Annotated in this window: 21 protein-coding genes and 1 tRNA gene; 16 read left to right on the forward strand and 6 right to left on the reverse strand. The window is 47.4% G+C overall.

Annotated features, from left to right (window positions below; translation table 11 throughout):
* Positions 1-201 precede the first annotated feature (201 nt).
* From KO473_RS22875 to KO473_RS22925, 11 genes are all read left to right on the forward strand, one after another.
* Positions 202-1290: a DUF4099 domain-containing protein gene (locus KO473_RS22875; protein ID WP_005805271.1), complete on the forward strand. Its 1089-nt coding sequence runs from the start codon at positions 202-204 to the stop codon at positions 1288-1290.
* A 4-nt stretch (positions 1291-1294) separates the two neighbouring features.
* Positions 1295-2725: a DUF6047 family protein gene (locus KO473_RS22880; RefSeq protein ID WP_005823239.1), complete on the forward strand. Its 1431-nt coding sequence runs from the start codon at positions 1295-1297 to the stop codon at positions 2723-2725.
* A 5-nt stretch (positions 2726-2730) separates the two neighbouring features.
* Positions 2731-3543 (forward strand): DUF6047 family protein, encoded by an 813-nt coding sequence (locus KO473_RS22885; RefSeq protein WP_005823242.1) that lies wholly within the window; start codon positions 2731-2733, stop codon positions 3541-3543.
* Positions 3544-3555: 12 nt separating this feature from the next.
* Positions 3556-4509 (forward strand): DUF6047 family protein, encoded by a 954-nt coding sequence (locus tag KO473_RS22890; RefSeq protein WP_005823244.1) that lies wholly within the window; start codon positions 3556-3558, stop codon positions 4507-4509.
* Positions 4510-4526: 17 nt separating this feature from the next.
* The gene (locus KO473_RS22895) at positions 4527-5627 is read left to right on the forward strand and encodes a DUF6047 family protein (protein ID WP_005823246.1); all 1101 of its coding nucleotides are present in this window, start codon (positions 4527-4529) and stop codon (positions 5625-5627) included.
* Position 5628: 1 nt separating this feature from the next.
* Positions 5629-6840, forward strand: a complete 1212-nt coding sequence (locus tag KO473_RS22900) for a DUF6047 family protein (protein WP_005823248.1) — start codon at positions 5629-5631, stop codon at positions 6838-6840.
* Positions 6841-6853: 13 nt separating this feature from the next.
* Positions 6854-7738: a hypothetical protein gene (locus tag KO473_RS22905; protein ID WP_005823250.1), complete on the forward strand. Its 885-nt coding sequence runs from the start codon at positions 6854-6856 to the stop codon at positions 7736-7738.
* Between the two features lie 30 nt (positions 7739-7768).
* Entirely contained in the window at positions 7769-7882 is a 114-nt protein-coding gene (locus KO473_RS22910) for a hypothetical protein (RefSeq protein ID WP_005805286.1), read from the forward strand.
* Positions 7883-7936: 54 nt separating this feature from the next.
* On the forward strand, positions 7937-9841 hold the full coding sequence (locus KO473_RS22915; protein ID WP_005805288.1) for a DNA topoisomerase: 1905 nt from the start codon (positions 7937-7939) through the stop codon (positions 9839-9841).
* A gap of 325 nt (positions 9842-10166) precedes the next feature.
* Positions 10167-10454, forward strand: a complete 288-nt coding sequence (locus KO473_RS23645) for a helix-turn-helix domain-containing protein (protein WP_005805290.1) — start codon at positions 10167-10169, stop codon at positions 10452-10454.
* Between the two features lie 3 nt (positions 10455-10457).
* On the forward strand, positions 10458-10769 hold the full coding sequence (locus KO473_RS22925; RefSeq protein WP_005805292.1) for a helix-turn-helix domain-containing protein: 312 nt from the start codon (positions 10458-10460) through the stop codon (positions 10767-10769).
* A gap of 197 nt (positions 10770-10966) precedes the next feature.
* On the opposite strand, the gene KO473_RS22930 is transcribed toward KO473_RS22925, so the two are convergent.
* From KO473_RS22930 to KO473_RS22945, 4 genes are all read right to left on the reverse strand, one after another.
* Positions 10967-12187 carry a site-specific integrase gene (locus KO473_RS22930; protein ID WP_005805295.1) on the reverse strand — a complete coding sequence of 407 codons (1221 nt, stop codon included), beginning with the start codon at positions 12185-12187 and terminating at the stop codon, positions 10967-10969.
* A 243-nt stretch (positions 12188-12430) separates the two neighbouring features.
* A tRNA-Lys gene (locus tag KO473_RS22935) sits at positions 12431-12503 on the reverse strand.
* A 94-nt stretch (positions 12504-12597) separates the two neighbouring features.
* Positions 12598-13737 carry an AI-2E family transporter gene (locus KO473_RS22940; RefSeq protein WP_122130922.1) on the reverse strand — a complete coding sequence of 380 codons (1140 nt, stop codon included), beginning with the start codon at positions 13735-13737 and terminating at the stop codon, positions 12598-12600.
* Positions 13738-13800: 63 nt separating this feature from the next.
* On the reverse strand, positions 13801-14400 hold the full coding sequence (locus KO473_RS22945) for a thymidine kinase (RefSeq protein ID WP_122130921.1): 600 nt from the start codon (positions 14398-14400) through the stop codon (positions 13801-13803).
* A 4-nt stretch (positions 14401-14404) separates the two neighbouring features.
* Here KO473_RS22945 and KO473_RS22950 point away from each other — a divergent pair, with 4 nt between their 5' ends.
* From KO473_RS22950 to KO473_RS22970, 5 genes are all read left to right on the forward strand, one after another.
* Positions 14405-15202 (forward strand): hypothetical protein, encoded by a 798-nt coding sequence (locus KO473_RS22950; protein ID WP_216035184.1) that lies wholly within the window; start codon positions 14405-14407, stop codon positions 15200-15202.
* A gap of 18 nt (positions 15203-15220) precedes the next feature.
* Positions 15221-15895 (forward strand): 16S rRNA (cytidine(1402)-2'-O)-methyltransferase, encoded by a 675-nt coding sequence (rsmI, locus tag KO473_RS22955; RefSeq protein ID WP_122130918.1) that lies wholly within the window; start codon positions 15221-15223, stop codon positions 15893-15895.
* Between the two features lie 35 nt (positions 15896-15930).
* A complete protein-coding gene (locus KO473_RS22960; protein WP_122130916.1) occupies positions 15931-16788 on the forward strand; it encodes a hypothetical protein in 858 nt (285 codons plus the stop codon).
* Between the two features lie 90 nt (positions 16789-16878).
* On the forward strand, positions 16879-17571 hold the full coding sequence (locus tag KO473_RS22965) for a YjjG family noncanonical pyrimidine nucleotidase (protein ID WP_122130928.1): 693 nt from the start codon (positions 16879-16881) through the stop codon (positions 17569-17571).
* 56 nt (positions 17572-17627) lie between these two features.
* Positions 17628-18272, forward strand: a complete 645-nt coding sequence (locus KO473_RS22970) for a MarC family protein (protein WP_005778522.1) — start codon at positions 17628-17630, stop codon at positions 18270-18272.
* 109 nt (positions 18273-18381) lie between these two features.
* On the opposite strand, the gene KO473_RS22975 is transcribed toward KO473_RS22970, so the two are convergent.
* Together KO473_RS22975 and KO473_RS22980 are read right to left on the reverse strand one after the other, a co-directional pair.
* Positions 18382-19977, reverse strand: a complete 1596-nt coding sequence (locus KO473_RS22975; RefSeq protein ID WP_005823267.1) for a SusD/RagB family nutrient-binding outer membrane lipoprotein — start codon at positions 19975-19977, stop codon at positions 18382-18384.
* An 11-nt stretch (positions 19978-19988) separates the two neighbouring features.
* Complete coding sequence (locus KO473_RS22980; protein ID WP_216035185.1) at positions 19989-22979, reverse strand: SusC/RagA family TonB-linked outer membrane protein; 2991 nt, start codon at positions 22977-22979, stop codon at positions 19989-19991.
* Positions 22980-23032: the final 53 nt, after the last annotated feature.

Consider the following 23032-nt stretch of genomic DNA (forward strand, 5'->3'; position numbering starts at 1 on the left):
CGGCAGTACCGGTGGAATGTTCCTTTAACAATTCACCCTTGTTTTCGCCAGCCGTACCGTCCCCCCTCACACAGGAGGAGACTGACAAAAGGTGACAAAACATGACTATCAATGACAACTTTCTCATAATCAGAATATTTTAAAACGAAGATAGTAATTTTATCTCCCGAAACGATTTATCCACTTTAAAATTTAACAGTTATGGAAGAACTAAAACCGGCTGCCACAGGCAGCGAAAACGCCACTCAGGAACAGGGTTACCTGATGGCTTACGACAAGAAGGAACAGAAGGCGAAAGGTGTCAAGGGCATCGCGGCAAACGGGGAGCTGGAGACGCTCGAGGCCAATGAAACGAACAAGAACCAGTTTATCCGTGTGGACCGGTACGGGAATTTCTTCACCAACTTCGGGAAGAACTTCATGTACCAGTACAACCATCCGACACGCTACGCGCTGTACCGGATGGAGGAGAAGACTCCGGTGGAGGAAGCGAAACGCAGGATCGAGCAGGCCCAGCTCCCCGAGAACGAGTCTTTAAGACGCGAGCTCTCCCGGGATAACCGAATCTACAACAACCACCTTTTCAATGAGCGCGAGATCAACTGGCAGCAGGCCGAGCGTTACGGGCTTACCCCAGACGTGCTCAGACAGACCGGCGACATGGAAAGGCTGTTACAGGGCAGACAGTCCGGCATAGCCTATGACATCTCCATGAACACCGAGCTGGGACGCCAGAAAGGGGATGCCAAACTCTCGCTTTTCCGTGACGAGAACGGCCTGGCCAAGTTCGATCTGCACTTTATCCGCCAGGCCCCCAAGGTAGGACAGGAATACCGGGGATACAAGCTGGAGGAGGACGTACTGGACGCCTTGAACCGGACGGGCAACGCCGGAAGGCTGGTGGACCTGGTCGTCGACTTCCGCAGCAAGGAGACGAAACCGTGCTACCTTTCAAAAGATCCGGTTACCAACGAGATGTTCTTCCTTCCGGCAGACCAGGCGCGCTGTTCTAAAAAAATCAAGGACTATACGCTCTCGCAGCAGGAGTACGCTGACTATACGGCTGGCAAGGAGGTCCCCATCGAGTTCAAGTCATCGAATGGGAAAATCCTGCGAACCTCCATCCAGATGAGCGCCGCCGAACGCGGGACCGAGTTCCTGTGGGAAAGAAGCACCAAGAAACTGGAGAACAGACAGGGGCTGGAACAGAAAGACGGCTTGCCGGAGAAAACGCAGAAGCCTGAAAAGAGGACCTATGCTCGCAAATCAAAGATAACCCCGAAAATGTAACGGCATGGCATCCCCAAAAGACAACATGGAACAACTGGAGGAGCTGTTCAGGCAGGACGGCAGAGGGTGCCTGCTCATCGGGTACGAAACCGGCATGGACAAGCCCCATGCCGCGATTTCCTACCAACTTTATCCTGTCAATCCGGAACAAGACGGCATGACCTACCAGTTCCTCGGCCTGCTGCATGTCGGGGTGGAGACCGCCCGGATATTGGCCTTCGTCCCCGATACCCGCCTGGAGATCTACCGCTTCCCCCGCATGTCCGATGTCCCTTCCATATCCCGGGATATCCCCGTAAGGGAATACATCACGGACAAACTGCTGCCCCATATCCGAAGATATGGCCTGGAACCGGTAGTAAGCGTCAATCTACGTGATGCGGTGTTCATGAGGTCCGCCCTGAAACGGCCCATGGAACCGGACGGACGGTTGCGGCTGACGGCCGCAGAAATCGACCGCCTGATGGATTTCCGCCTGCTGCAGGACGAGAAGGCACGGCTATATGGTTATGATCCCGCTTACAAGCTGCCCCTGCATATCGTGGAAACATCAAGGGGGATACTTGTTTTCAGTGACGGACCGGCGGGCCAGAAAGGGCTGGAGGAGTTCTACCAGCACCTGGCGGACAACTATTGGTGGATACATAGCGAACCGGGACCGGTCAAACAATATGACATGCATTCCGTTCCGGCAAGCCTGGCCCCGCTGATTGACGCCTCCTGCAGGAAAGATCCCGATACCGGGAGATACGTGTACGAGTTCACGGACTCCCCGGTACGAGCGGACCTGCCCGATGAAAGAAAACTGGAGCCGGTCTTCTTTACCGACATGACACCCTCCGCTGAAGGATACCGTAACCTCACGGAGTTTTCCGGATGCGGGATGAACAGATGCAACGCGGATATCTACCGACTGCTCTCCCTTACCCGCCACTTCGACCGGCAACTCATTCTTGACCCCGCTTTTTCCTACCGGCATCAGTTCCGGGAGTTCGTGGAACGCATGGACAGCTTTCTCCGGGGAAATCCCGGCGACGATGACATGGGAAAGATACTGGACGACATGCACGGCAAGGCGGGGCGTATCCTGAAAACGGATTTTGACGTAAGGGGGCACCGTACCCTGGAGCGGCTTCTGAATGACTGCAGCGTGCCGTTCCTCATCGGTGACCACGAGGCCGATGACACTTTGAGAAGGGCGCTGCTTGAAGGGAAATGGATTTACTTCCCCGGACTATCGGCAAAAATGCCCGGACTCCGTTACATCCATGCCGATAAGACCTGCGACCGGGTCATGGCTTATAAGAATCCCCCGGGGCTCAAGCCTGTATACCAGGTCAAGGACGGTAAGATCGTCCCTTATGAGGCGAAGGCAGTAAAAACGGATAAATCGCGGGCAAAGAGAAACAGGAAGAGGAACAATTTAAAGTTATAGATATCATGGAGCAGACCTACACAGCGATAGAGACCTGGGGTGGCTTCCTCGCCTTTACCGACACGGCGGAAGGCAGGGGAAAGCTGCGGCAGTTCCTGCAACAGACGGCCGACGCCTATTTCAATCCGGCATTCAATTCCGGAGCGTTACATGTCTACAGGGCCGAAGGGAAACTTGGTAACCGACCCTGGGTCAACCCGGGGAGGATGCGGCCGGACGAGTACCCTTATGGTCCGAAGCCCCATGGCAGCCGGATGGAACTCCTCTACAGCAATGAGATGAGGCCCACTGCGGAGGACTTCCGCAGTTTCTGCCATAACGCGGGCTGTGAGATAAGCGCCCGCAACGTTAATATCACGGACACCCTGGATGCCCTGGAGCGTTATGACCGCCAGGCGGAGGAGTTACAACGGATACCCGCAAAATCCGCCCGGGACAGGGAGGAATTACTGCAGACCCTCGAGACCAGGAGGCAGCTGCAGAAACTGATGGACTCCGCCTATGATGTCCGGGGATACCGGACGGCCGGGAGGATACTGGACGACCCGGCAGAGTGCGTTATCTTGGAAGGAGTCCCGCTCTACGGACCTCACAGGAGCGTACTGAAAGGGGGCCTTGGGCTGTACCTGCCGCGCGAAAGCGGGAATAACCCCTCGCATGCCTACGCGTGGGTGGACCAAGCTACAGACCGGATCATCTTCGGCGGCAACCCGCCAGTGGACCGGAAAACCGTCAGGATCAGACCGGAGGTCGAGAAGAGGCTGTACAGCCCGCCAGGAAAAACACGTAAAAGGACCGAGATACGTCCCAAAATGTAAAATAAGAAACAGATGACAATGGAAAAAAGCAACAGGACCGCACCCTTAAAAGTGGTGCTTCGAAAACACGGTTACCTGCTGTTCTCCGGCAGCAGGGCCGGCGAGGAGGCCCTCAAGAGATATCTCCAGCGTGCCGCTGACAGGTACTTCGAACCGCATGCTCATGACGGGGCGCTGGAGATCTATGAGTACTCCGGGCGGCGCAGGGAGCTGATGCCCCATATCAACGGTGGCGGACATGGCATGTCCTGCCGGGAAGGAACGGGAAAGGCGGAATACATTCCACGGGAGACCCTTCCCGCCGGGTTTGCCGAGAGCCTCGAGCCAAGGCTCTACCACGCGATGAACCCGACAGCCGACGAATACCGGGGACTATTCTCCAAAGTGAGGGGATACACAGGCTTCGAACTCTCTTCCAGGGGAGAGAACGAGGATATATACCGCCTGCTATCGATCAGGGAACGCGGCTACATGAATATCCATGATCGGCCGTTCACCTATTACAGGGAGCTGCTTCCTCTGGCCGAACGGTTCGAAGAGGTGACGCAGGTGAAAGCCGCGGAACTGTTTGACCCGCAGGCTTTCAGGGAGCTTTCATCCCAGATAAGGAAAAAGGCGGACGATATCCTCCGCCGGGACTTTGACGTAAGGGGACACCGGTCGCTGGAGAAATACCTCGGCAATCCCGACACCGCCCTGCTTGTGGGAAACGTGAGGCTGGAGAACGAGCAGTTCAGGGTACTCTCCGAAGGCTACGCCCTGTACCTGCCGGAGAATGACCGCCCCGCCTCACGGTACCTGCTCTACTGCATGGCGGATTTTACACGGAACAAATTGCTGGTATCCGGTGAACCGTTCCCTATCAGGACCTACCGGGTAAAGGACGGCATCCGTCATCCGGCAGGACAGCGTGAGGAGACATCAGAGAAAAGGGCCGGACGGAAACCTTTCGGCAGAAAATTATAAATTAAAACAGTACCACCATGTATATTGGATTCATATTGAACGGCAGGAACGAGCTGGAATACTGCCGGATTCTGTCTTCTGACGTAAATGACCTGGACCGCCGGTTCGGGGAGTTTTGTTTCAGTCAGGTCAGAGGACAGCTGAAAGGGGCCTACCTGCCCGAGGAAAGGATCTACTGCATCGAGGCCGCCGGTGAAGATGGCAACCGGGTGGAATCCCTTGTGCGGGATATAATTGACAGAGGCGCATGGCCCTCCGACGACTACCAGAGGCTGCGGGATATCGGATTTGTCCATGAAACGGCCGACTCCTACAGGAGGACCGACAGCCGGGACTTTATTGTCGGCGAGCTTGAACGGACACTCCACAACGGGAGGGCGGGCAGGCTGCTGGAAGCCTACCACGACTTCCACCGGAGCCGCGAGAAGGATACCGGCAACCGTGTACTCACGGCTATACAGACCGGACAAGGCGTGCTGCTCTTTGATGACACAGGCCGGGGACTGGAGCGGGTGGAGAGCTATCTCCAGTATAATGCGGACAATTTCTTCAGTCCGATACACCGGAATACCGACAAACTGGGCGTCTATTATTTCAGTACGGACAACGCAAGGCTGGTGGAAAAGGCGCGGGAGTGCGGCAGGATGTTCACCCCTGATGACCGGTGCCGTTTCATCCCCGCCAAGGCGGAATTCCTCCGGTCGGACATCCTGCGGGGATGCAAGCCCGCCGTGGAGTGCGACATGTCCCCCGACCTCGCCCGATACCGGGAGATGCTGAAGACATTCAAGCTCAGGGAAAGTGAGCCTCCCTTCAACATCGGCATACTGGACAGGCTGTGCAGGACGGGAAATCTTGACGAGATGCCGGAAAACAGAAACTTCAGGCATTTCTGCAGCTTTTCCTCCCTGCACTTGCAGATGAACCATTCCTTCCTCTCCTCACAGGCGGACACGCTGCTCGGGAGCTCCATGAGACAAGCCGTCAGCGATACGGCACGGCGCATCCTGCAGAACGAATACGACGTGCGGGGATATGAATTGCCCACCCCGGATACGAGGCGCAGACGGGAAAAGAAACCGGAAAAGACAGGTAAAAAAACTAAAATAGGAAGATAATATGGCCTCGTGGTTGGAAAAGCTGGGACTGCAAAGAACGCGTCCCCCAAAAGAAGAGTTGAAGGACTTCTGTCTGGAACTGTGTCCGGACAACCGGATAGCCTCCTTCATGATAACGGACCATACGCCCCGAAGCGGGAACCCCTTCATCCGGTTCGTCAAAGAAGCGGCCCGTAAAGCCGTAATTGAGGAAGCCCGGGGTGTCCCTGACAACCTGCTGCTCTTCTATGCCGGCATCCGGAAAGAGGAGCTGCCTCCTTCCAACGGACTGCTGGAGAAGGAACCCAGGCAGGCATGGCGTTTTATCATCGAAAACGGCGGGATCACGGACGGCAACTCCGTCCCGCTGAGACGAGCCGCCTATCTGGAGGCACACGGTGTGGAAACGGACCGCAGGAATCTGGAGGGGCTGGAACACTCGCCAGGCTACAAAGACTTCGTGGCACACGAGACCGCACGGGAGCGCATCCTTCAAGGAAAGAACGCCCGGTTCCTCGTGACCGCCGTAAAGACAGACCAGGGTGTCAGGGTGTTCAACAGGGGGCTGCACGGCCCGCGCCACCTACGCGAATACCTGCAGGAAATAGCCGACAATTTCTACTCACCCTGTGGAAAGAGACCGGGGACATTGTCCATATTCCGCATCGAGACCTCCTCAAAACGGCTGATGGAGATGTCCCGGCAACCCGGAAGATGTTTTCCCGCCTCCCATCCCGGACTGGAAGTGTTCGGGAATTACCGTCCGGTAGCCTCCTTCGAGCTGTCACCCACGGCGGCCAACCTCGACAGGTTCATTACGGCCGGCTCCCTGGAACTTTCCAGACGCAATCTGGATATCATGACCCTGCAGGACATCGCAGAAAAAGGATACGCCCACCTGACGCTGGAGGAACCGTTCCGCTACAGGAGGGAGTTCGCCCCCGTGGAAAAAGAACTCGGAAGGCTATCCAGGGAAAAGGAGCTCCATCCGGACTTTCCTCTCGGGGAGAGGATGGCGGAACTCCGGGAGACTTCCAGGAAGATCGCCGCCGCCCTGTTAGTAAGGGAGGGAGTCCGAACAGGGATGCCACGGTCAGAAACGAGGTATGCCGACAGGATATCACGCATGCTGGGGAGTCCGGCGGATACCCTCGGGGGATCCGATACCGGCAAAAAGAGAAAACAACCTTCTTCCAAACGGAAACATGCCGCAGGAAGACAAGTAAAACTGTAAATTGTAAGCATATATGGCAACCAACAAAACACTCACCCCGGAAGAGGCCGTCGACATGAGCCGCCGCGCTGTCGGCCGGCGGGCATTGATGCGGACACTGAGGGACATTTTCTCGTACCATAACCCGCTACGGCAGTTCATGGACGCCTACCGTTTCAACGTCATCCGCTGGAGCGCGTCCAATCTCAGGGAACCGACACTCGGAAAACGTGTCAGGCTGTTCCTCGGCACCAGAAACCCGCTACGGATTTTCCGCGACAACTTCCGGCAGAACCGCGCGGACCTGACAGCGGACTGGGAAAGGGCGGTCATCGGCCGTATCAACCTCTCGCTGGAAGAGCTGGGGAGCATCCCACTGCATTCCAGACCGCGTGACCTTGCCAAAAGGCTGGATCGTGTCGGAAGGATGATAAACCGGATGACCGGCTATGAGCATTGTCCCAGCCTGCTCACAGAGAAGCTGCTGCTCTCCACCTACAGGTATATATTCATGGCTCCCCATGACAGGCGGTTCGGCACCCTCTGTCCGGACGGGATCTGCGGGATGCTGCGGCAGAACGGTGTGCCGCCGGAGAGCCTGTATTACCAGAATTACGAAAGCCTGCTGCAAGGAAGGGAGACGGTCATCTACGAGTTCGCCTCTGGCGGGAAAGGGCAACAATATCTGCGTCCTCTGGAACACGTGAGGCTGGATGCCGGCCCGGGAGGGTATGACATGCTTCCCGCCCGTCGGCCCGACGGCCCGAAGGACCCTTCCGTTTCCCAAGGGGCGGAAGAGGCCGTACCGCTCTCCGAAAAGATGGAAAAAAACGGGAGGAATATCGCAAGGGAGAAGAGAACGGTCCGGAACACAAAAGTCAAAAATACAAAAGCCAAAAACAAAGGCATAAGAATGTAATTAATTATTTACCTGATAAAAACAAAAATTATGAGAATCGTACTTACAGACAAGCCAGCCATGGCAAGGAGCATCGCCTCCGTACTGGGCGCCAACGAAAAGGCGGAAGGATATCTTTACGGTAACGGGTATGCCGTCACATGAACTTACGGCCACCTGCTGGCACAGGCACCGCCGTCCGCTTACGGGCCCGCCCGTGTGGAACGGCAGGCGCTTCCCCTTATTCCGGTCCCGTTCCGCCTCGTTGTCAGACAAGTCAGGACGGAGGAAGGGTATGTCACCGACCCGCTAGCCACCCGGCAGCTGGGAGTGCTCCGCGGGTTGCTCGAAAACGCCGAGGGGGTGGTCATAGCCACGGACGCGGGGCGTGAAGGAGAATTGGTCAGCCGGTATCTCCTGGACTACCTCGGTTACCGTAAACCGGCCCTGCGCCTGTGGATATCCTCCCTGACAGAAAAGGCCATCCTGAATGGTTTCAAAAATCTGAGAGAGGACGGTGACTTCGACAACCTTGCCCTGGCGGCGAGGGCACGCAGGGAAGCGGACTGGATACTGGGCGTGAACGCGAGCATCGCCCTGGGGATAGTCGCCGGCATAAGCAACCACTCGCTCGGACGGGTGCAGACACCCACGCTGGCACTGGTCTGCCGCCGTTATCTTGAGAACAGGGATTTTGTGCCCGTGAGCTGTTACCATCTGCGGACCGGAGTCTGCAAGGACGGGCAGAAAGTTCTTTTCACATGTCCTCTCCGGTATGAAAGGAAAGAGGATGCCGAAAAAGCCCGGGCCGGACTGGAGGGCGAAAGCCGCTGTACGGTCCTTGCCGTGAAAAAGAAAGAGAATATGGAGGAGCCGCCTCTGCCGCATGACCTGACCGGCCTGCAACAGGAGGCTAATACACGTCTGGGCATGGCAGCCGGACAGACCCTCGCCGTCGTCCAAAGGCTATACGAAAGAGGATACGTCTCATATCCGAGAACCGGATGCCGCCACATTCCGGAAGATATCTTCGAACAGGCGCCCACGCTCATCGCCTCCCTTAAAGGACATCCCCGATTCGGAAGGCACGCAGAAAGGCTGCTCGAGAAAGGACTGAACCCTCATGCGGTGGACGGGAACAGCGTAACGGAACACCATGCCCTTCTCATCACGGGAGAGGTGCCCGAAGGACTCTCCCCGGACGAGCAGAACATCTACTCCTTGATCGCCGGGAGGATGCTGGAAGCATTTTCCGAAGGATGTGTCAGGGAGATCGTACGTGTCAGGGTCGATTACGGAGGAATGGAATTCGAGGCCGAAACCTCATGTGTGAAGTATCCGGGATGGCGGGACATTTATAACGGACCGGACATGGCAGAAGAAGGCAAATCCCTGCCGCAGTTCCATCAGGGAGAGATACTGGCGGTATTGGAAACAGAAATACTGGAAGACTGTACAAAGCCGCAGCCTCCATTCACGGAAGCCGAACTACTGGCTGCCATGGAAAACGCCGGCAGCACGGCGGACAGTGAAAACAAAAAGAAAAGAATGGAGAAGTGTGGGCTCGGGACGCCGGGCACCCGTGCAGGAATCATCGACCTGCTGGTGGCCCGCCGGTACGTAGAGCGTATCGGAAACCGTCTCATCCCGACGGAGAAGGGGCTTGAGATATACGGCATCGTAGGAGACAAACTGATCGCCGATGCGGCTATGACGGCCGCCTGGGAAAAGGCGCTACGTGAAATCGAGGAAGGAAGACTCAGTGCCGGGAAGTTCATGAAAGGGATACATGAGTATGCACGGAAGATCGTATCCGAACTGCTCGCCCTGCAGGTCAGGAACCCGGGTGTGACAAAGTGTACCTGCCCGAAATGTGGAACAGGAACAGTGACATTCTACGACAGGGTGGCCAAATGCGGAGATCCCGACTGCGCGTTCCATCTTCCGCGCATGTTCAACGGACGGACGATGAGAGACGAAGAGATGACACGGCTGATGGCAGGGGAAGCTACCCCCTTCCTGAAATTCACCACCAAGGCGGGAAAACCCTATGAGGCATCGCTCAGAATGGATGAGAATTACAAGGTGGAGCTTACATTCAAGGACAGAAGACCTGAAGGATAGCGGACTGACAGCATCCCGCATAGCTGTAACTTAGGCGGTAAACGTCGTTTTGGCAGGATTCGTTTCCGGTCAGTTTCCAGAAGAAAGGGCCGGGGTTTCCCTTGAAGATCCTAGGTCCGGCCTATATGGTAGGAAATAAATAAGGGACAAGCCCGTCCATCATACCGAAGCGGAACAGGCTGCCAACAAAGGGTATAGCGGTTTACGGCAGCCTTTTGGGAAAAACGACCGGCCATTGGTGACAATACATGACTATGCATGACACAAAAAAGAAATGATTTCATCTTCAGTATCTTGCATCTGAATTTATTAAAAACATTAAATTATGGAAATAACGATTATGGAAACAAGTGCTTATCTGGAATTAAAACGACAGCTTAGCACACTGTCTGTACAAATGGAAGAATTCAATCGAAAAACTGCCCCGCCGTCTCCGGATAAATGGATTGACGCGCAAGAGGTGTGTCAGGCTCTGGGTATCTCAAAGAGATGCCTTCAGGCACATCGGAACAGGGGATTGATTCCCTGCTCCCATATCGGTGGAAAATATTTCTACCGTGAAGCGGACATACAGAAAATACTGGAAGAAGGTTTAATAAGAAACAGAAAATAACAGATGGCAGAAATCATTACCAAAGATTCGGAAGAGTTTAAGGAAATCACCGGATGGATTAAGAGAACCGGAAGAGCACTGGAAAAAGCAACGGCACGAATACGCCCGGGCATAGCCGATGAACATTATCTCTCAGGGGAGGAAGTCTGTGAGAAACTGCATATCTCCAAAAGGACACTGCAGGCCCTCAGAGACGAGAAAGCAATTCCTTATACCTCCGTCACCGCGGCGGGAGGTAAATTGCTCTATCCGGAAAGCGGATTGTACGAGGTTCTAAAAAAGAATTACAAGGACTTCAGAAAGTATATAAGATAAATGACGTATACTTTATCCTTTTAATAAACCTAAGAAATAGTCCATTGGTTTGAAAAAAAGAAATAGATGAGATCACAGGATAAACTGAACTAGGAGCTAATACTCAATAGAAAGACGTGTGTTTGTTTAGATTCAGAGGGATATAACTTTCGAACAAGGGGAGGTCGCAAAAAACGACATCCCCTTTGATATCTTATTTATATGGCAAATTTATGCTTCATCACTTCCATTTCTTTGGAAACAGTAGTGTCTAAAACTTTTGCATAAATTTTCGTGGTTCGTATGTCTGAGTGTCCTAACATTCTAGCGATTGTTTCCATTGACACTTTATTTGCTAGAGCTATGCATGCAAACGTATGGCGGGCGACATGGGTCGTTAACTTTTTAGTAATTCCACACATATCGGCAATTTCTTTCAAATAACTATTCATCCGTTGATTACAAGGTACAGGAAGCACCATGTTCTTTTGTACACAGATCGGATTGTTCTTGTATTTTTCAGCTATTAATGCGGGAATGTCAAGCAACGGTATGTGACACATGTTATTTGTTTTTTCACGAGGCTTTCGAATCCAATCTTCCCCATTAGGATCTTTTGTAATATGCCCAGGACGTAAATGTTTTATATCCGTAAATGCTAATCCAGACAGGCAACAAAAAACAAAAATGTCGCGTACTATTTCTAAACGAGGTATATTAAATTCTTTTTCCATAATAATATGTAATTCTTCCTCGCTGAGAAATTCTCGGTTAGATTGGGTTTGTTTGAACCTGACTCCGAAGAATGGATTATCCGTCATCCATTTATTTGTAAGTGCCAATGTGATAATTTTCTTTAGGTTCTTTAAATATTTAACAGTTGTATTCTGCGCGCAACTTTTTTCAGTTTTGATAAAGAATTCAAAATTGGATATGAACTCACGATTGATATTGCACAGAGGTATATCGTTTAATCGATATTCTTTTTTCAAGAACTCCTCAAGATATCGTACAGTTCTCTCATAACGGAGCACCGTAGCTTTCACCACATCTTTCCCTATTAGCTCACGATACTTTGCGTTATGTTCTTTGAAAACCTCCAATAACATCTTGGGAGTTTGTTTTTCACCATAGAATAACTTCTTCAGAATTTCAGCTGTGATAGGTTTATCATCCTGTTCCAGTTCACGATGAATACGAAGTACGCGGGTACGTACTGTTTCCAGATAGTGGTTAAGTTCCAGATACTTTCTGTCTTTACCAATCGCACATTCTCTTCGGGCATTCCACTTGTCAATCTCCACACTACGCTTGATTTGAATTTCTGCACGTTTCCCGTTTACGGTTATTCTCAGGCAGATAGGAGCCTCTCCGTTTTTCAATAATTTGGCCTTCTTGATGTAAAAAAGGACCGAAAAATAATTTCTTTCCATACTCATACACTTTAAAAGTTTAATGGTTCAAAGTTACTTTTAGAAGCGATGAATAGCATCACGTAAAATGCAGATAATCAGCGAATAAAACACCAATTCGGAGGACTAAAATTTAGAGGAATTTAAGTCCTCCGATTTCACCTGTATTAGGTGCTCCAATTCGCGGTAAAATGCAGGTTTGATATAAAAGAAAAAGCTCCGATAATGTTTGATTATCAGAGCTTTATGCATTTTTGCTGTTTTAAAAAGTGATCCGCCTGGGGCTCGAACCCAGGACCCCAACATTAAAAGTGTTGTGCTCTACCTGCTGAGCTAGCGAATCAATCCTTATTTGCGTATCAGTTATTTCCTGATTGCGGGTGCAAAGGTAGTGACTTTTTTTATATCTGCAAGCTTTTGGGTGAAAAAAGTTTTATTTATTTTTCGTCATCTTCCTCTATCTTCTGATTATCAGATATTTCATGTGTGTCGTATTTTATTCTCTCTTTGTTGATGATGAAACGTTGATAATAGGAGAGCATTAGGGTGGTGAGCGGGAGTGCTATGATCATACCTAACATCCCGAGCAAGGATCCCCAGATGGAAAGAGATAAAAGAATGATGGCAGGGTTGAGCCCTGTGATCTTTCCCATGATTCTTGGGACAAGGAAACCATCTTGGATGGCTTGAACAACAATAAAAACAACGAGGGCACCTGCCAGGATTACCCAGAAATTCTCACCGGTATCAGCAGCTTTTAGGATTGCTAATATGACGGTGGGCAAGAAACCGATAATCTGCAGATATGGAACCATATTGAGGGCACCGATGAAAAGTCCCAAGGCAATAGCCATCGGAAAGTCGATGATCAGGAACCCAATGCTGAACAAGATGCCGACACAGAAGGCAACAAGTGCCTGACCGCGGAAATAGCGATTCATTCCATCCTGTATGTCATTGACCAGATTGGATGCAAAGGTACGGTATTTGCCTGGTAACAGGTGAAGCCATCCTTCTGCGATGGATTCATAGTCGAGCAAGATGAATACCACATATAATAAAATGATGAATGAAGCGAATACGCTAAACAGGATATTAATAGATTCCGCAACGAGTGCCCAAAGTTTAGGAACAGTCTCTTTAATGGTATTCATTATATTTTCTTCACTTAAGATTCGGTTCAGTGCCTGAAGGTCGATATGCCTGTGGATAAATTCCGAAAGAGTAGGAGGTACTGTTCCGGAACGATAAGCACCATTAGTCAGATAAGTAACCAACAGATCGTTCATTCGTCCTATTTCGGCAAGCATTGGGGGCACTAAAAGGTAAAAAATGGCAATTCCTACTATGGTAATGCTGAACAATGCGCAGAAAATAGAAATGATCCTGCTTTTAAAGCGTAATTTATACTGGAAAAATTTGACGAGCGGATAAATCATATAAGCGATAAGCCATGCCACAAAAAAAGGTAGCAGTACGCCGCTGAGTCTTTTAAAAAGTATCAGTAATCCCACAATGAGCGCACAGCAGATGGAACCACGTATGAAACTATCAAATGTAATTTTTTTCCTTTCCATAATAATCTGACGTTTGATGTGCGACCTCACCGGAAATGTCCGGGCTTTGCTACCGTGAGGTCATTATGATTTTTCTTTGTCCTCTTGCAGGGCTTTCTGGTAACATTCCCGACATAAAGGTTCGTATTCGGCTGTTTCACCCAATAGCACCTGTTTGTCGTTTTTCACCGTACGGTGTGAAAATGAGGCTAATTGTCCACATTTTACACAAATGGCATGTACCTTGGATACTTCGTCGGCAATGGCACACAAAGCCGGCATCGGACCAAACGGTATGCCTTTGAAGTCCATGTCCAATCCGGCTATGATGACACGTATCCCGTTGTTTGCCAACTGATTGCATACATCTATTAATCCACTGTCGAAGAACTGTGCCTCGTCAATGCCTACCACATCAATTTCGGATGTGAAAAGCAGTATGCTGGCTGAAGAGTCGATGGGAGTGGAGGAAATGGTATTACTGTCATGTGAAACAACGTCCCCTTCAGAATAGCGTGTGTCAATGGCAGGTTTGAATATCTCTACGCGTTGGCGAGCAAACTTGGCCCGCTTCATGCGACGGATCAGTTCTTCGGTTTTTCCTGAAAACATGGAACCGCAAATTACTTCAATTCTTCCTCTTCTTCTCGTCTCTTGTATATGATCTTCTGAAAATAATACCATGCTGGTGTATGTTATAATTGGTTGCAAAAGTAATAGTTTTATTGGCTTCTCGGTGTTTTTTCATTATTTATTTCTACATTTGCGAAGTCATTCAAGAAGAAATTCAGATGTAGATATGCAAGCATTGTTGAACGATATAGAATTGGATATTCAGGAACTTAAATGCCTGATGGAGGCCGTTTCGCGTAAACCGGACTCTGCTTTGCGTGAAGTGGCAAAGAGAAATATTGTGCAAATGCGTGGCCGGTTGGACATCTTACTGGAACAGTTGGACCGGGGAGCACTACCGGAAAACGAACTTCCTGACCGGATTATAAATCCAATGCCGGAACCTGTGTCTGCAGCAGCAGCAGCAGCAGCAGAAGAAGAAGAAGAAGAAGAAGAAGAAGAAGAAATAGTTGTGGGTAACCCGGAGAAAGATGAAGAGCCTGTAATAGTTCCGGAGGCTCCGGAGATGCCGGAACCTGAACAATTGGAGTTGCCTGAAGTGACCGTAGAACCGGCACAATCGGCTGAAATATCTATGAAGATTGAAACCAGTACGGCTTCTACACCTATTTTGGCCGAGCGGATTAAAACAGCCGGAGATTTACGCCGTTCAATCAGTCTGAATGATTCGTTTCGCTTTTCCCGTGAACTGTTTGGGGGAAACATGGAGCAAATGAATCATGTATTGCAACAGATTGGTGAGATGCATTCACTGGATGCGGCTCTTGTTTTCTTATCTTCTAAAATAAAGGTAGAAGAGGAAAATGAAGCTAAAGCTGATTTAGTGGAACTTCTCAAAAAGTACTTTATATAAAAACGCGATTATTAGGATATGGGAAAACTATATGTGGTACCGACGCCGGTCGGGAATTTGGAGGACATGACATTCAGGGCTATTAAAGTCCTGAAGGAGGTTGACTTGATTCTGGCGGAGGATACCCGTACTTCCGGAATCTTGCTGAAACATTTTGAGATTAAAAACGCGATGCAATCCCACCATAAGTTTAATGAACATAAAACGGTGGAGAGTGTTGTTAATAGAATAAAGGCAGGAGAAACCATTGCTTTGATTTCGGATGCCGGAACACCGGGAATTTCTGATCCGGGTTTTCTGGTAGTTCGTGAATGTGTGCGCAATGGTATCGAAGTACAATGCCTGCCCGGAGCGACAGCTTTTGTTCCGGCGTTGGTAGCATCGGGATTGCCTAACGAAAAGTTTTGTTTCGAAGGTTTTCTCCCTCAGAAAAAGGGGCGTATGACAAAATTGAAATCGTTGGTGGATGAACACAGAACAATGGTGTTTTATGAATCTCCACATCGTTTGCTGAAAACATTGACACAGTTTGCCGAATATTTCGGTCCCGGACGTCAGGTATCTGTGTCCCGTGAAATTTCAAAGATTCATGAGGAAACGGTTCGCGGGACTTTGAGTGAATTGATAGAACACTTTACCGCTACCGAACCCCGGGGCGAGATTGTGATTGTAATTGCAGGAATAGACGATTGATAATAACTTCATTTAAAAACGTAAAACGTAATCGTATGAAAAAGTTAGTAGTTTTATTAGTATGCGCAGCTATGTTGGCTTCGTGTAACGGCTTAGGTGGTGGAAGTAAAGACCTGAAGGCAGAAAATGATTCTCTTTTAATGGAGTTGACCCAGCGCAATGCCGAATTGGACGAAATGATGGGTACTTTTAACGAAGTTCAGGAAGGATTTCGTAGAATAAACGCAGCTGAAAGCCGTGTTGACTTGACCCGTGGCACTATCTCAGAGAATTCTGCAACCGCAAAACAACAAATAGCATCTGATATTGAATTCATCACGAAACAGATGGAAGAAAACAAGGCACAGATTGCTAAGTTGCAGGCTATGCTGAAGAATAGTAAGAATAATTCGGCACAATTGAAAAAGGCCGTTGAATCTTTGACTCAGGAGTTGATTGCTAAAACTCAGCGTATCGAAGAACTTCAGGCTGAATTAGCTTCTAAGAATATCCGTATTCAGGAGTTGGATGCTGCGGTAACCGGACTGACTGCCGATAAAGAGTCATTGGCTGCTGAAAATGAAGCCAAGGCAAAGACCGTAGCAGAACAGGATAAGGCCATCAACAGTGCATGGTTTGTATTTGGTACTAAATCGGAGCTTAAATCTCAGAAGATTCTTGAAAAAGGGGATGTACTGAAGAGTGCGGATTTCAATAAGGATTATTTTACTCAGATAGATATCCGTACTACTAAAGAGATTAAATTATATTCTAAACGTGCTGATTTGCTTACTACTCATCCGGCTAAATCTTATGAGTTGGTTAAAGATGATAAAGGTCAGCTGACTTTGAAGATTACGAATCCGAGAGAATTCTGGAGTGTATCTAAATATCTGGTAATCCAGGTCAAATAAGTAGTATAAAACAGACGTAACTGATAAGGGCACGGACTACACAGTATGTAATCCGTGCTCTCTTTTTTGAAATGTATCTGATATATGAATATGAAATATAGAAACCTGTTTTTTGATTTAGATGATACTCTTTGGGCTTTTTCCCAGAATGCGTATGATACGTTTGAGGAAGTTTACGATAAATATGAATTGGGAAGGTATTTCGATTCGTTTCCCCATTTTTATTCTCTTTATCAAAAGAGGAATGCAGAATTGTGGGTAGAATATGGTAACGGTGAGGTGACTAAAGAAGAGTTGAATCGACAGCGTTTTTTATATCCTTTGAAAGCTGTTGGCGTTGACGATGAAATGCTTGCAAAACGTTATTCTGACGATTTCTTTTTGATAGTTCCTACTAAAAGGCGGCTAATGCCGTATGCGGAAGAGGTGCTTTCGTATTTGGCACCTAAATATAATTTGTATATTCTTTCAAATGGTTTCAGGGAATTGCAATCCTGTAAAATGCGTTCGGCAGGCATTGATACATATTTTGATAAAATAATTCTTTCGGAAGATCTGGGAGTGATGAAGCCTTGGCCGGAAATTTTTCATTTTGCTTTGTCGGCCACACAGTCCGAACTGCGTGAATCGTTAATGATTGGGGATAGTTGGGAAGCTGATATTGTTGGTGCCCATGGAGTGGGAATGCATCAGGCTTATTATAATGTGTCCGGACGCACTGATTTTCCTTTCCGTCCTACTTATTCAATGACTGATTTGAAAGAGTTGGTGGAACTGTTGTAACATTTATAGATATATTGTATTTTTGCGTTCAATATAGAACGCATAAAAATACAACTATGGACACTCTCTTGCCTTTTGCTTTACTCTGTTTCACTTCTTTCTTTACATTAACTAATCCGTTGGGTACAATGCCCGTTTTTCTGACCATGACTCATGGTATGACTGATAAAGAGCGGCAAGCGGTTGTTCGCCGTGCTACTTTCGTCTCGTTTATCACTTTAATGGTATTTGTTTTTGCAGGGCAATTCCTTTTTAAATTCTTTGGTATTTCGACCAACGGATTTCGTATTGCAGGTGGAGTGATTATTTTCAAGATAGGCTTTGATATGTTGCAGGCACGGTACACTCCGATGAAATTGAAAGATGAAGAGATTAAAACCTATGCTGACGATATTTCGATCACTCCACTTGCCATACCTATGCTTTGTGGCCCGGGGGCGATAGCTAATGCCATTGTTTTGATGGAGGATGCCCATACCATTGAAATGAAAGGAACGTTAATTGGCATTATTGCTTTGATCTATTTTATTACCTTCTTGATTCTGCGTGCGTCTACCCGATTAGTAAAAGTGTTGGGGGAGACCGGAAATAACGTGATGATGCGTTTGATGGGACTTATTTTGATGGTGATTGCTGTTGAGTGTTTTGTCAGTGGATTGCATCCGATATTGGTAGGTATCTTGAAGGAAGGGTTGCTATAAATCAGATACTGATTCGTTCAGAAAAAGAAGAATGCCCGGATACGTTTTATTTGTAAATCCGGGCATTCTCTTTATTGTTTGATAAATACTTTAGAAAGTATTATGCTGATTAGCGGCTACCACCGGCCCACCAAACCGGATCGGTATATACATACTGGCCGTTTCCAAATGCAGATTCTACGTTCGGGTTTGCACTTACATCATCTGCTCCGTAAGGTGCGCGAAGTGGGAACTTGTAAGGATTGTCCAGTTTGATATATTCCTCGCCCATTGCTTTGAGGCGTCGTACATCATTATAGCATTCTGTTGTCTCACCGAAGGCTCCAAGGAATGCAATATATTTCTGTACCATTACCTCTTTTACAGGATTGGCATCGAATAATGGTTTTACGTTGTTGGTGAAATACTCTTCTGCTTCAGCAGTTGTGATAGCTTTGGTAGTCTCTTTAACGCCTCCGTAACTTTTTACTGTAGGAGCGTTAAGTGCAGCTGTTACACCTGTTTCTGCATTTGCAATGGCTGCAACAATAGCATCTTTCAGAGCATCTGCCGCATCATTGGTCTTATTCAAGCGAGCCAATGCTTCAGCTTTCAGGAAAAGTAATTCATGATAGCTCATTAATAAGGTTGGACATGTTTGCGAATATACGAATATAGGAGTATTATATTCATATTTAACAGACTCTGCCGTACCGTTATCGGCCATAAGGAATCTTGGGTCATCTGCACCGGTTACTTGGATGGACACAGCTTTTTCTTCTCCAGTTACCTTACCTTGTCCAATGCAAAAGATACGGCGTAATCTCGGATCCTTACGTTCTATTAGTTTATCAGCGTAGCTTTTACTTGCAGCCAATCCGTCACGGCTCCACTGGAAGTCAAATAACGGGTTTAAGTTTGTTGCACTATAAATAGAGAAAGCAGCTTGATCCTGAATAGATGTATATGATTTCTCTATGTACTCTAAAATTTTTTGTAAATCAGCTTCTTTTGAAGAAGAACGAGCTAACAGACGCATTGTATAACGAGCTTTCAAGCCGTATGTTAGTTTTAACCATGCTTCTCCGTCACCTTTATATATGAAGTCATACTCACCAATTTCATCGCTTTTGTCACCTTTGGGAAGATCAGTGATTGCTGCATCCAAATATTCCATAATGGTAGTATAAATAGCTTCTTGCTTATCTAATTCCGGAGTCATAAACTGGGGTTGTCCATTGACTAATTCCGGAAGGGCAGCCTGGCTGAAAGGAGTGTCACCGAATGAGTCTGCGATCAGTCCTGCATTGATTGCGGCCAATACTTCGGCAATACCTTTGGTTGTATAATTGGCTGAAACCTCATTTGAGCTTATGTTAATTGCGATACGTGCATTCTTCAGTGTAGAGTATAAATTACCCCATACATTGTTAAAAGTAGAAGATGCCGAAGGCTCTCCGTTACGCTTTTCCGCATTTGCCAATTGATTGTCTACTCCAACCATATGCTCTACGTAGGTAGAATAATATGTATTAAAGTCGCCTCCGATATTGCTAAATGCAGTTGCAGTGATTACGTCAGCCAAGATGAATTTGGCAGGTACACTGGTTGTGTGGTCTTTGTCTTCATTAATACGATCCATTGTATCTTCCGAACAGGAAGCAAATGCAACGGAAATCAATGCCACAGACAATATGCCTTTTGATAAATTAAATATTGATTTCATTTTTGTCCTTTTTAGAATTTAACTGTAATACCAAAACCATAGCTTGATGTTCCCGGGAGCGAGAAGCGTTCGAAAGCACCAGCCATGTTGTTATTTCCCTGTGATGATTCAGGGTCAATACCATTATCCATTTCTGACCAAAGCAATAAGTTACGTGCAAAGACGTTTACTGTTACGCCTAAGTATGACTTATCCAGTACCGGATAACTTAAAGCGATTTCGCGTAGTTTCAAGAATGAAGAACCGTATACTCCGGCTTCAGAGATCGTACTCAATCTGTCGAAGTAATTATAAGCGTTCTCACCGCTGATCTTGATGTCATTAGGTGCGTAAGAACCATCTGCCAACTGTTTTACAGCCGGTTTATTGAAGTAGAAGTAATCAGCTTTACGATAGTCTGCTGATTTCTGGGTTACACCATAATAGTCGAGTGTTGACACAGTACCGGCATACATACATCCACCTTGCTTCCAGTCAAGTACTGCAGAGAGGCGGAACTTATAAAATTCAAAAGTAGTATTGAAGCCCAGTCTGAAGTCAGGAGATACACTTCCCAACACTCTGTTTTCACCTAATGTCGGCATACCGTTTTCATCTACGACAATCTGACCATCTTCGTTTCTTTGATAGCTTGTACCATAGATAACCGGGAATTTATCACCGGCACTCAGACGTACTTGCGGATCAACAAAACCTCCTAACATGATGCTTGATACACCCGGAGCTAATTTATCGACATAGTTGTCGATTTTAGAGAAATTGAATGCAAAATCCCAGTTGAAGTTCTTAGTTTGGATCGGATTTACACTCAAAGTGATTTCGTGTGAGTTTGTATGTACCGATCCACCATTTGTGATCAATTCGCTATATCCGGTAGAAGTAGCCAAAGGCACCTCGAATATCTGATCCTTTACATTCTGGCGTGAATATGTATAGTTCAATGAAACTAAACCGTTCCAGAAACTGAAGTCTGCACCGATTTCGTATGATTTGGTGTTCTGAGGTTTCAGGTTAGGATCATAAATTTTGTAATATGGAATATATGAGCTGATCGATCCAATAGGATACTGGATAGGAGTTCCTGACGAGAATCCGCCACCATAGACCGGAGTTTTATAGTAAGAAGGATAGTAAGTACCTGCCTGCCCTACTTCTGCATAAGAAGCGCGAATTTTACCATAAGTCAGAACATCATTCTTCAGTGCTTCCAATTCGGTAAAGATGAAACCAAGAGAAACGGAAGGGTAAGTGAATGAACGGTTGTTGCGTGGCATGGATGAAACAATATCATTACGAACAGTAGCATTCAAATACAGCATGCTACGATATGCTAATGAAATGTTACCGAAGTTACCAACGGTACGCTCGCGATGGTAGGTTCCTGTAGACGAATAGATTGATGCGTTAGCTATATGGTTCCATCCTGGGAAATTGAAGTTATTTCCGAGGTTGTATTTGTATTTTGAAGAATTATCGACTAATTCATTACCATATAATACATTTAAGTCAAGTTCCGGAGTGATTTTCCAGTCATAAGTAACAGTTAACAATGAATTTATTTCATTGTTTGTAACGCTCTGCTCTTCAATGCTACCTGTTCCGTTGGAGTGTCCATATCCCCATGTATCGGTATAGTTAGTGGTATAAGCATCGGTACCTAACTGGTATTTTACATCCAGTTTATGATTTTCTGTACCGAAATCAGTAGAATATTTAGCAAATGCATTTCCAAAAAAACGTTGAGTACGTTCTTTAAAAGAGTTATTTTCAACGGCCCAATAAGCACCATCGAAACCGCCTGTCGAACGATACGTGTTTTGTGTATAAGGATCTCCATCAATGTGTGATGGGATACCGGCTAAATCGTAGCTGGACGGTGCACCATATACAGTTGCCAGGATACCATTGTTGGCACCGGTTTGCTTTTTGATTTTAGAATAAACGAAGTTTCCATTGAAACCGGTAGACCAATTCTTGTTCAATTGAGCTTGTGCAGTTAGTTTTGCATTATAACGATCCATACCTGTAGAAGGTACAATACCGTTTGCAGTAGTACTTCCTAAAGACAAAGAGTAACTTCCTTTATCGAGGCTTTGTGCCACGTTTGCACTGCTGTTCCACGTTACACCTGTATTAAAGAAATCTTTAGCATTGTCATATGCACGAGGAGTGGCCCATGGGTCCAGTCCTGCTTTGGCACGCTGGTCTACATAGTATTGCCCCTGATGTTTACCGTATTTCTGAGTATAGGTATTATCCGTATTACCACCATATTGGGGATCGTTAGCCAGTTCTGAGATCAAAGGGCCCCAAGAACGAGAATCTGATGGGCTAAAAGCACCATTAAATCCTTGTGCGAATTCTTTTTGGAAATCCGGCATAGTAGAAACCTTATCGAATGATAAACCAGTGTTGATGGTAACTTCCGGTTTACCTTTACGTGCACCTTTACCGCTCTTGGTAGTGATTACTACCACACCATTTGATGCGCGCATACCATACAGAGCAGAAGCAGCTTGACCTTTCAGGATGTTGATGCTTTCAATGTCATTCGGGTCGATATCTACCGCACGGTTTGCATAGTCAGAGCCTGTAACAGAGTTGAAAGTATCCAAGTCTGTAGATGATGAGATAGGCATACCATCCACAACATACAGGGGAGTGTTATCTCCTGTAAACGAGCGTGATCCGCGAATAGTCATTTTGGAAGAGGCACCCGGCATACCTGATGACGGTGAGATCTCTACTCCTGAAACTTTACCTTGTAAAGCGCTGGAAAGGTTACTACTTGATGCTTGAGTCAGCTTATCTCCTTTCACATCCTGTACGGCATACCCTAACGCTTTTTTCTCTTTTGAGATACCCATTGCTGTTACTACGACTTCGTCAAGTGCCTTAGCATCAGTCTTTAATATCACTTTGATTATCGGTGCAATTGCTACCTCAGCAGTCTGCATACCGATATACGAAATCTGCAAAGTCTTTGCAGAACTGTAGTATATACTAAAATGCTTATAATGTGCGTATTACACAATGATATTGAACTTAGTAAAAA

The organism is Bacteroides sp. HF-4919 (genome assembly GCF_018860125.1).

Coding starts and splice junctions, on each gene's coding strand:
- KO473_RS22875 (WP_005805271.1), top strand. CDS start 202: ATGGAAGAACTAAAACCGGCTGCCACAGGCAGCGAAAACGCCACTCAG.
- KO473_RS22965 (WP_122130928.1), top strand. CDS start 16,879: ATGAAATATAGAAACCTGTTTTTTGATTTAGATGATACTCTTTGGGCT.
- KO473_RS22925 (WP_005805292.1), top strand. CDS start 10,458: ATGGCAGAAATCATTACCAAAGATTCGGAAGAGTTTAAGGAAATCACC.
- KO473_RS22945 (WP_122130921.1), bottom strand. CDS start 14,400: ATGGTATTATTTTCAGAAGATCATATACAAGAGACGAGAAGAAGAGGA.
- KO473_RS22910 (WP_005805286.1), top strand. CDS start 7,769: ATGAGAATCGTACTTACAGACAAGCCAGCCATGGCAAGGAGCATCGCC.
- KO473_RS22890 (WP_005823244.1), top strand. CDS start 3,556: ATGACAATGGAAAAAAGCAACAGGACCGCACCCTTAAAAGTGGTGCTT.
- KO473_RS22880 (WP_005823239.1), top strand. CDS start 1,295: ATGGCATCCCCAAAAGACAACATGGAACAACTGGAGGAGCTGTTCAGG.
- KO473_RS22885 (WP_005823242.1), top strand. CDS start 2,731: ATGGAGCAGACCTACACAGCGATAGAGACCTGGGGTGGCTTCCTCGCC.
- rsmI (WP_122130918.1), top strand. CDS start 15,221: ATGGGAAAACTATATGTGGTACCGACGCCGGTCGGGAATTTGGAGGAC.
- KO473_RS22970 (WP_005778522.1), top strand. CDS start 17,628: ATGGACACTCTCTTGCCTTTTGCTTTACTCTGTTTCACTTCTTTCTTT.
- KO473_RS22960 (WP_122130916.1), top strand. CDS start 15,931: ATGAAAAAGTTAGTAGTTTTATTAGTATGCGCAGCTATGTTGGCTTCG.
- KO473_RS22930 (WP_005805295.1), bottom strand. CDS start 12,187: ATGAGTATGGAAAGAAATTATTTTTCGGTCCTTTTTTACATCAAGAAG.
- KO473_RS23645 (WP_005805290.1), top strand. CDS start 10,167: ATGGAAATAACGATTATGGAAACAAGTGCTTATCTGGAATTAAAACGA.
- KO473_RS22900 (WP_005823248.1), top strand. CDS start 5,629: ATGGCCTCGTGGTTGGAAAAGCTGGGACTGCAAAGAACGCGTCCCCCA.
- KO473_RS22905 (WP_005823250.1), top strand. CDS start 6,854: ATGGCAACCAACAAAACACTCACCCCGGAAGAGGCCGTCGACATGAGC.
- KO473_RS22975 (WP_005823267.1), bottom strand. CDS start 19,977: ATGAAATCAATATTTAATTTATCAAAAGGCATATTGTCTGTGGCATTG.
- KO473_RS22940 (WP_122130922.1), bottom strand. CDS start 13,737: ATGGAAAGGAAAAAAATTACATTTGATAGTTTCATACGTGGTTCCATC.
- KO473_RS22895 (WP_005823246.1), top strand. CDS start 4,527: ATGTATATTGGATTCATATTGAACGGCAGGAACGAGCTGGAATACTGC.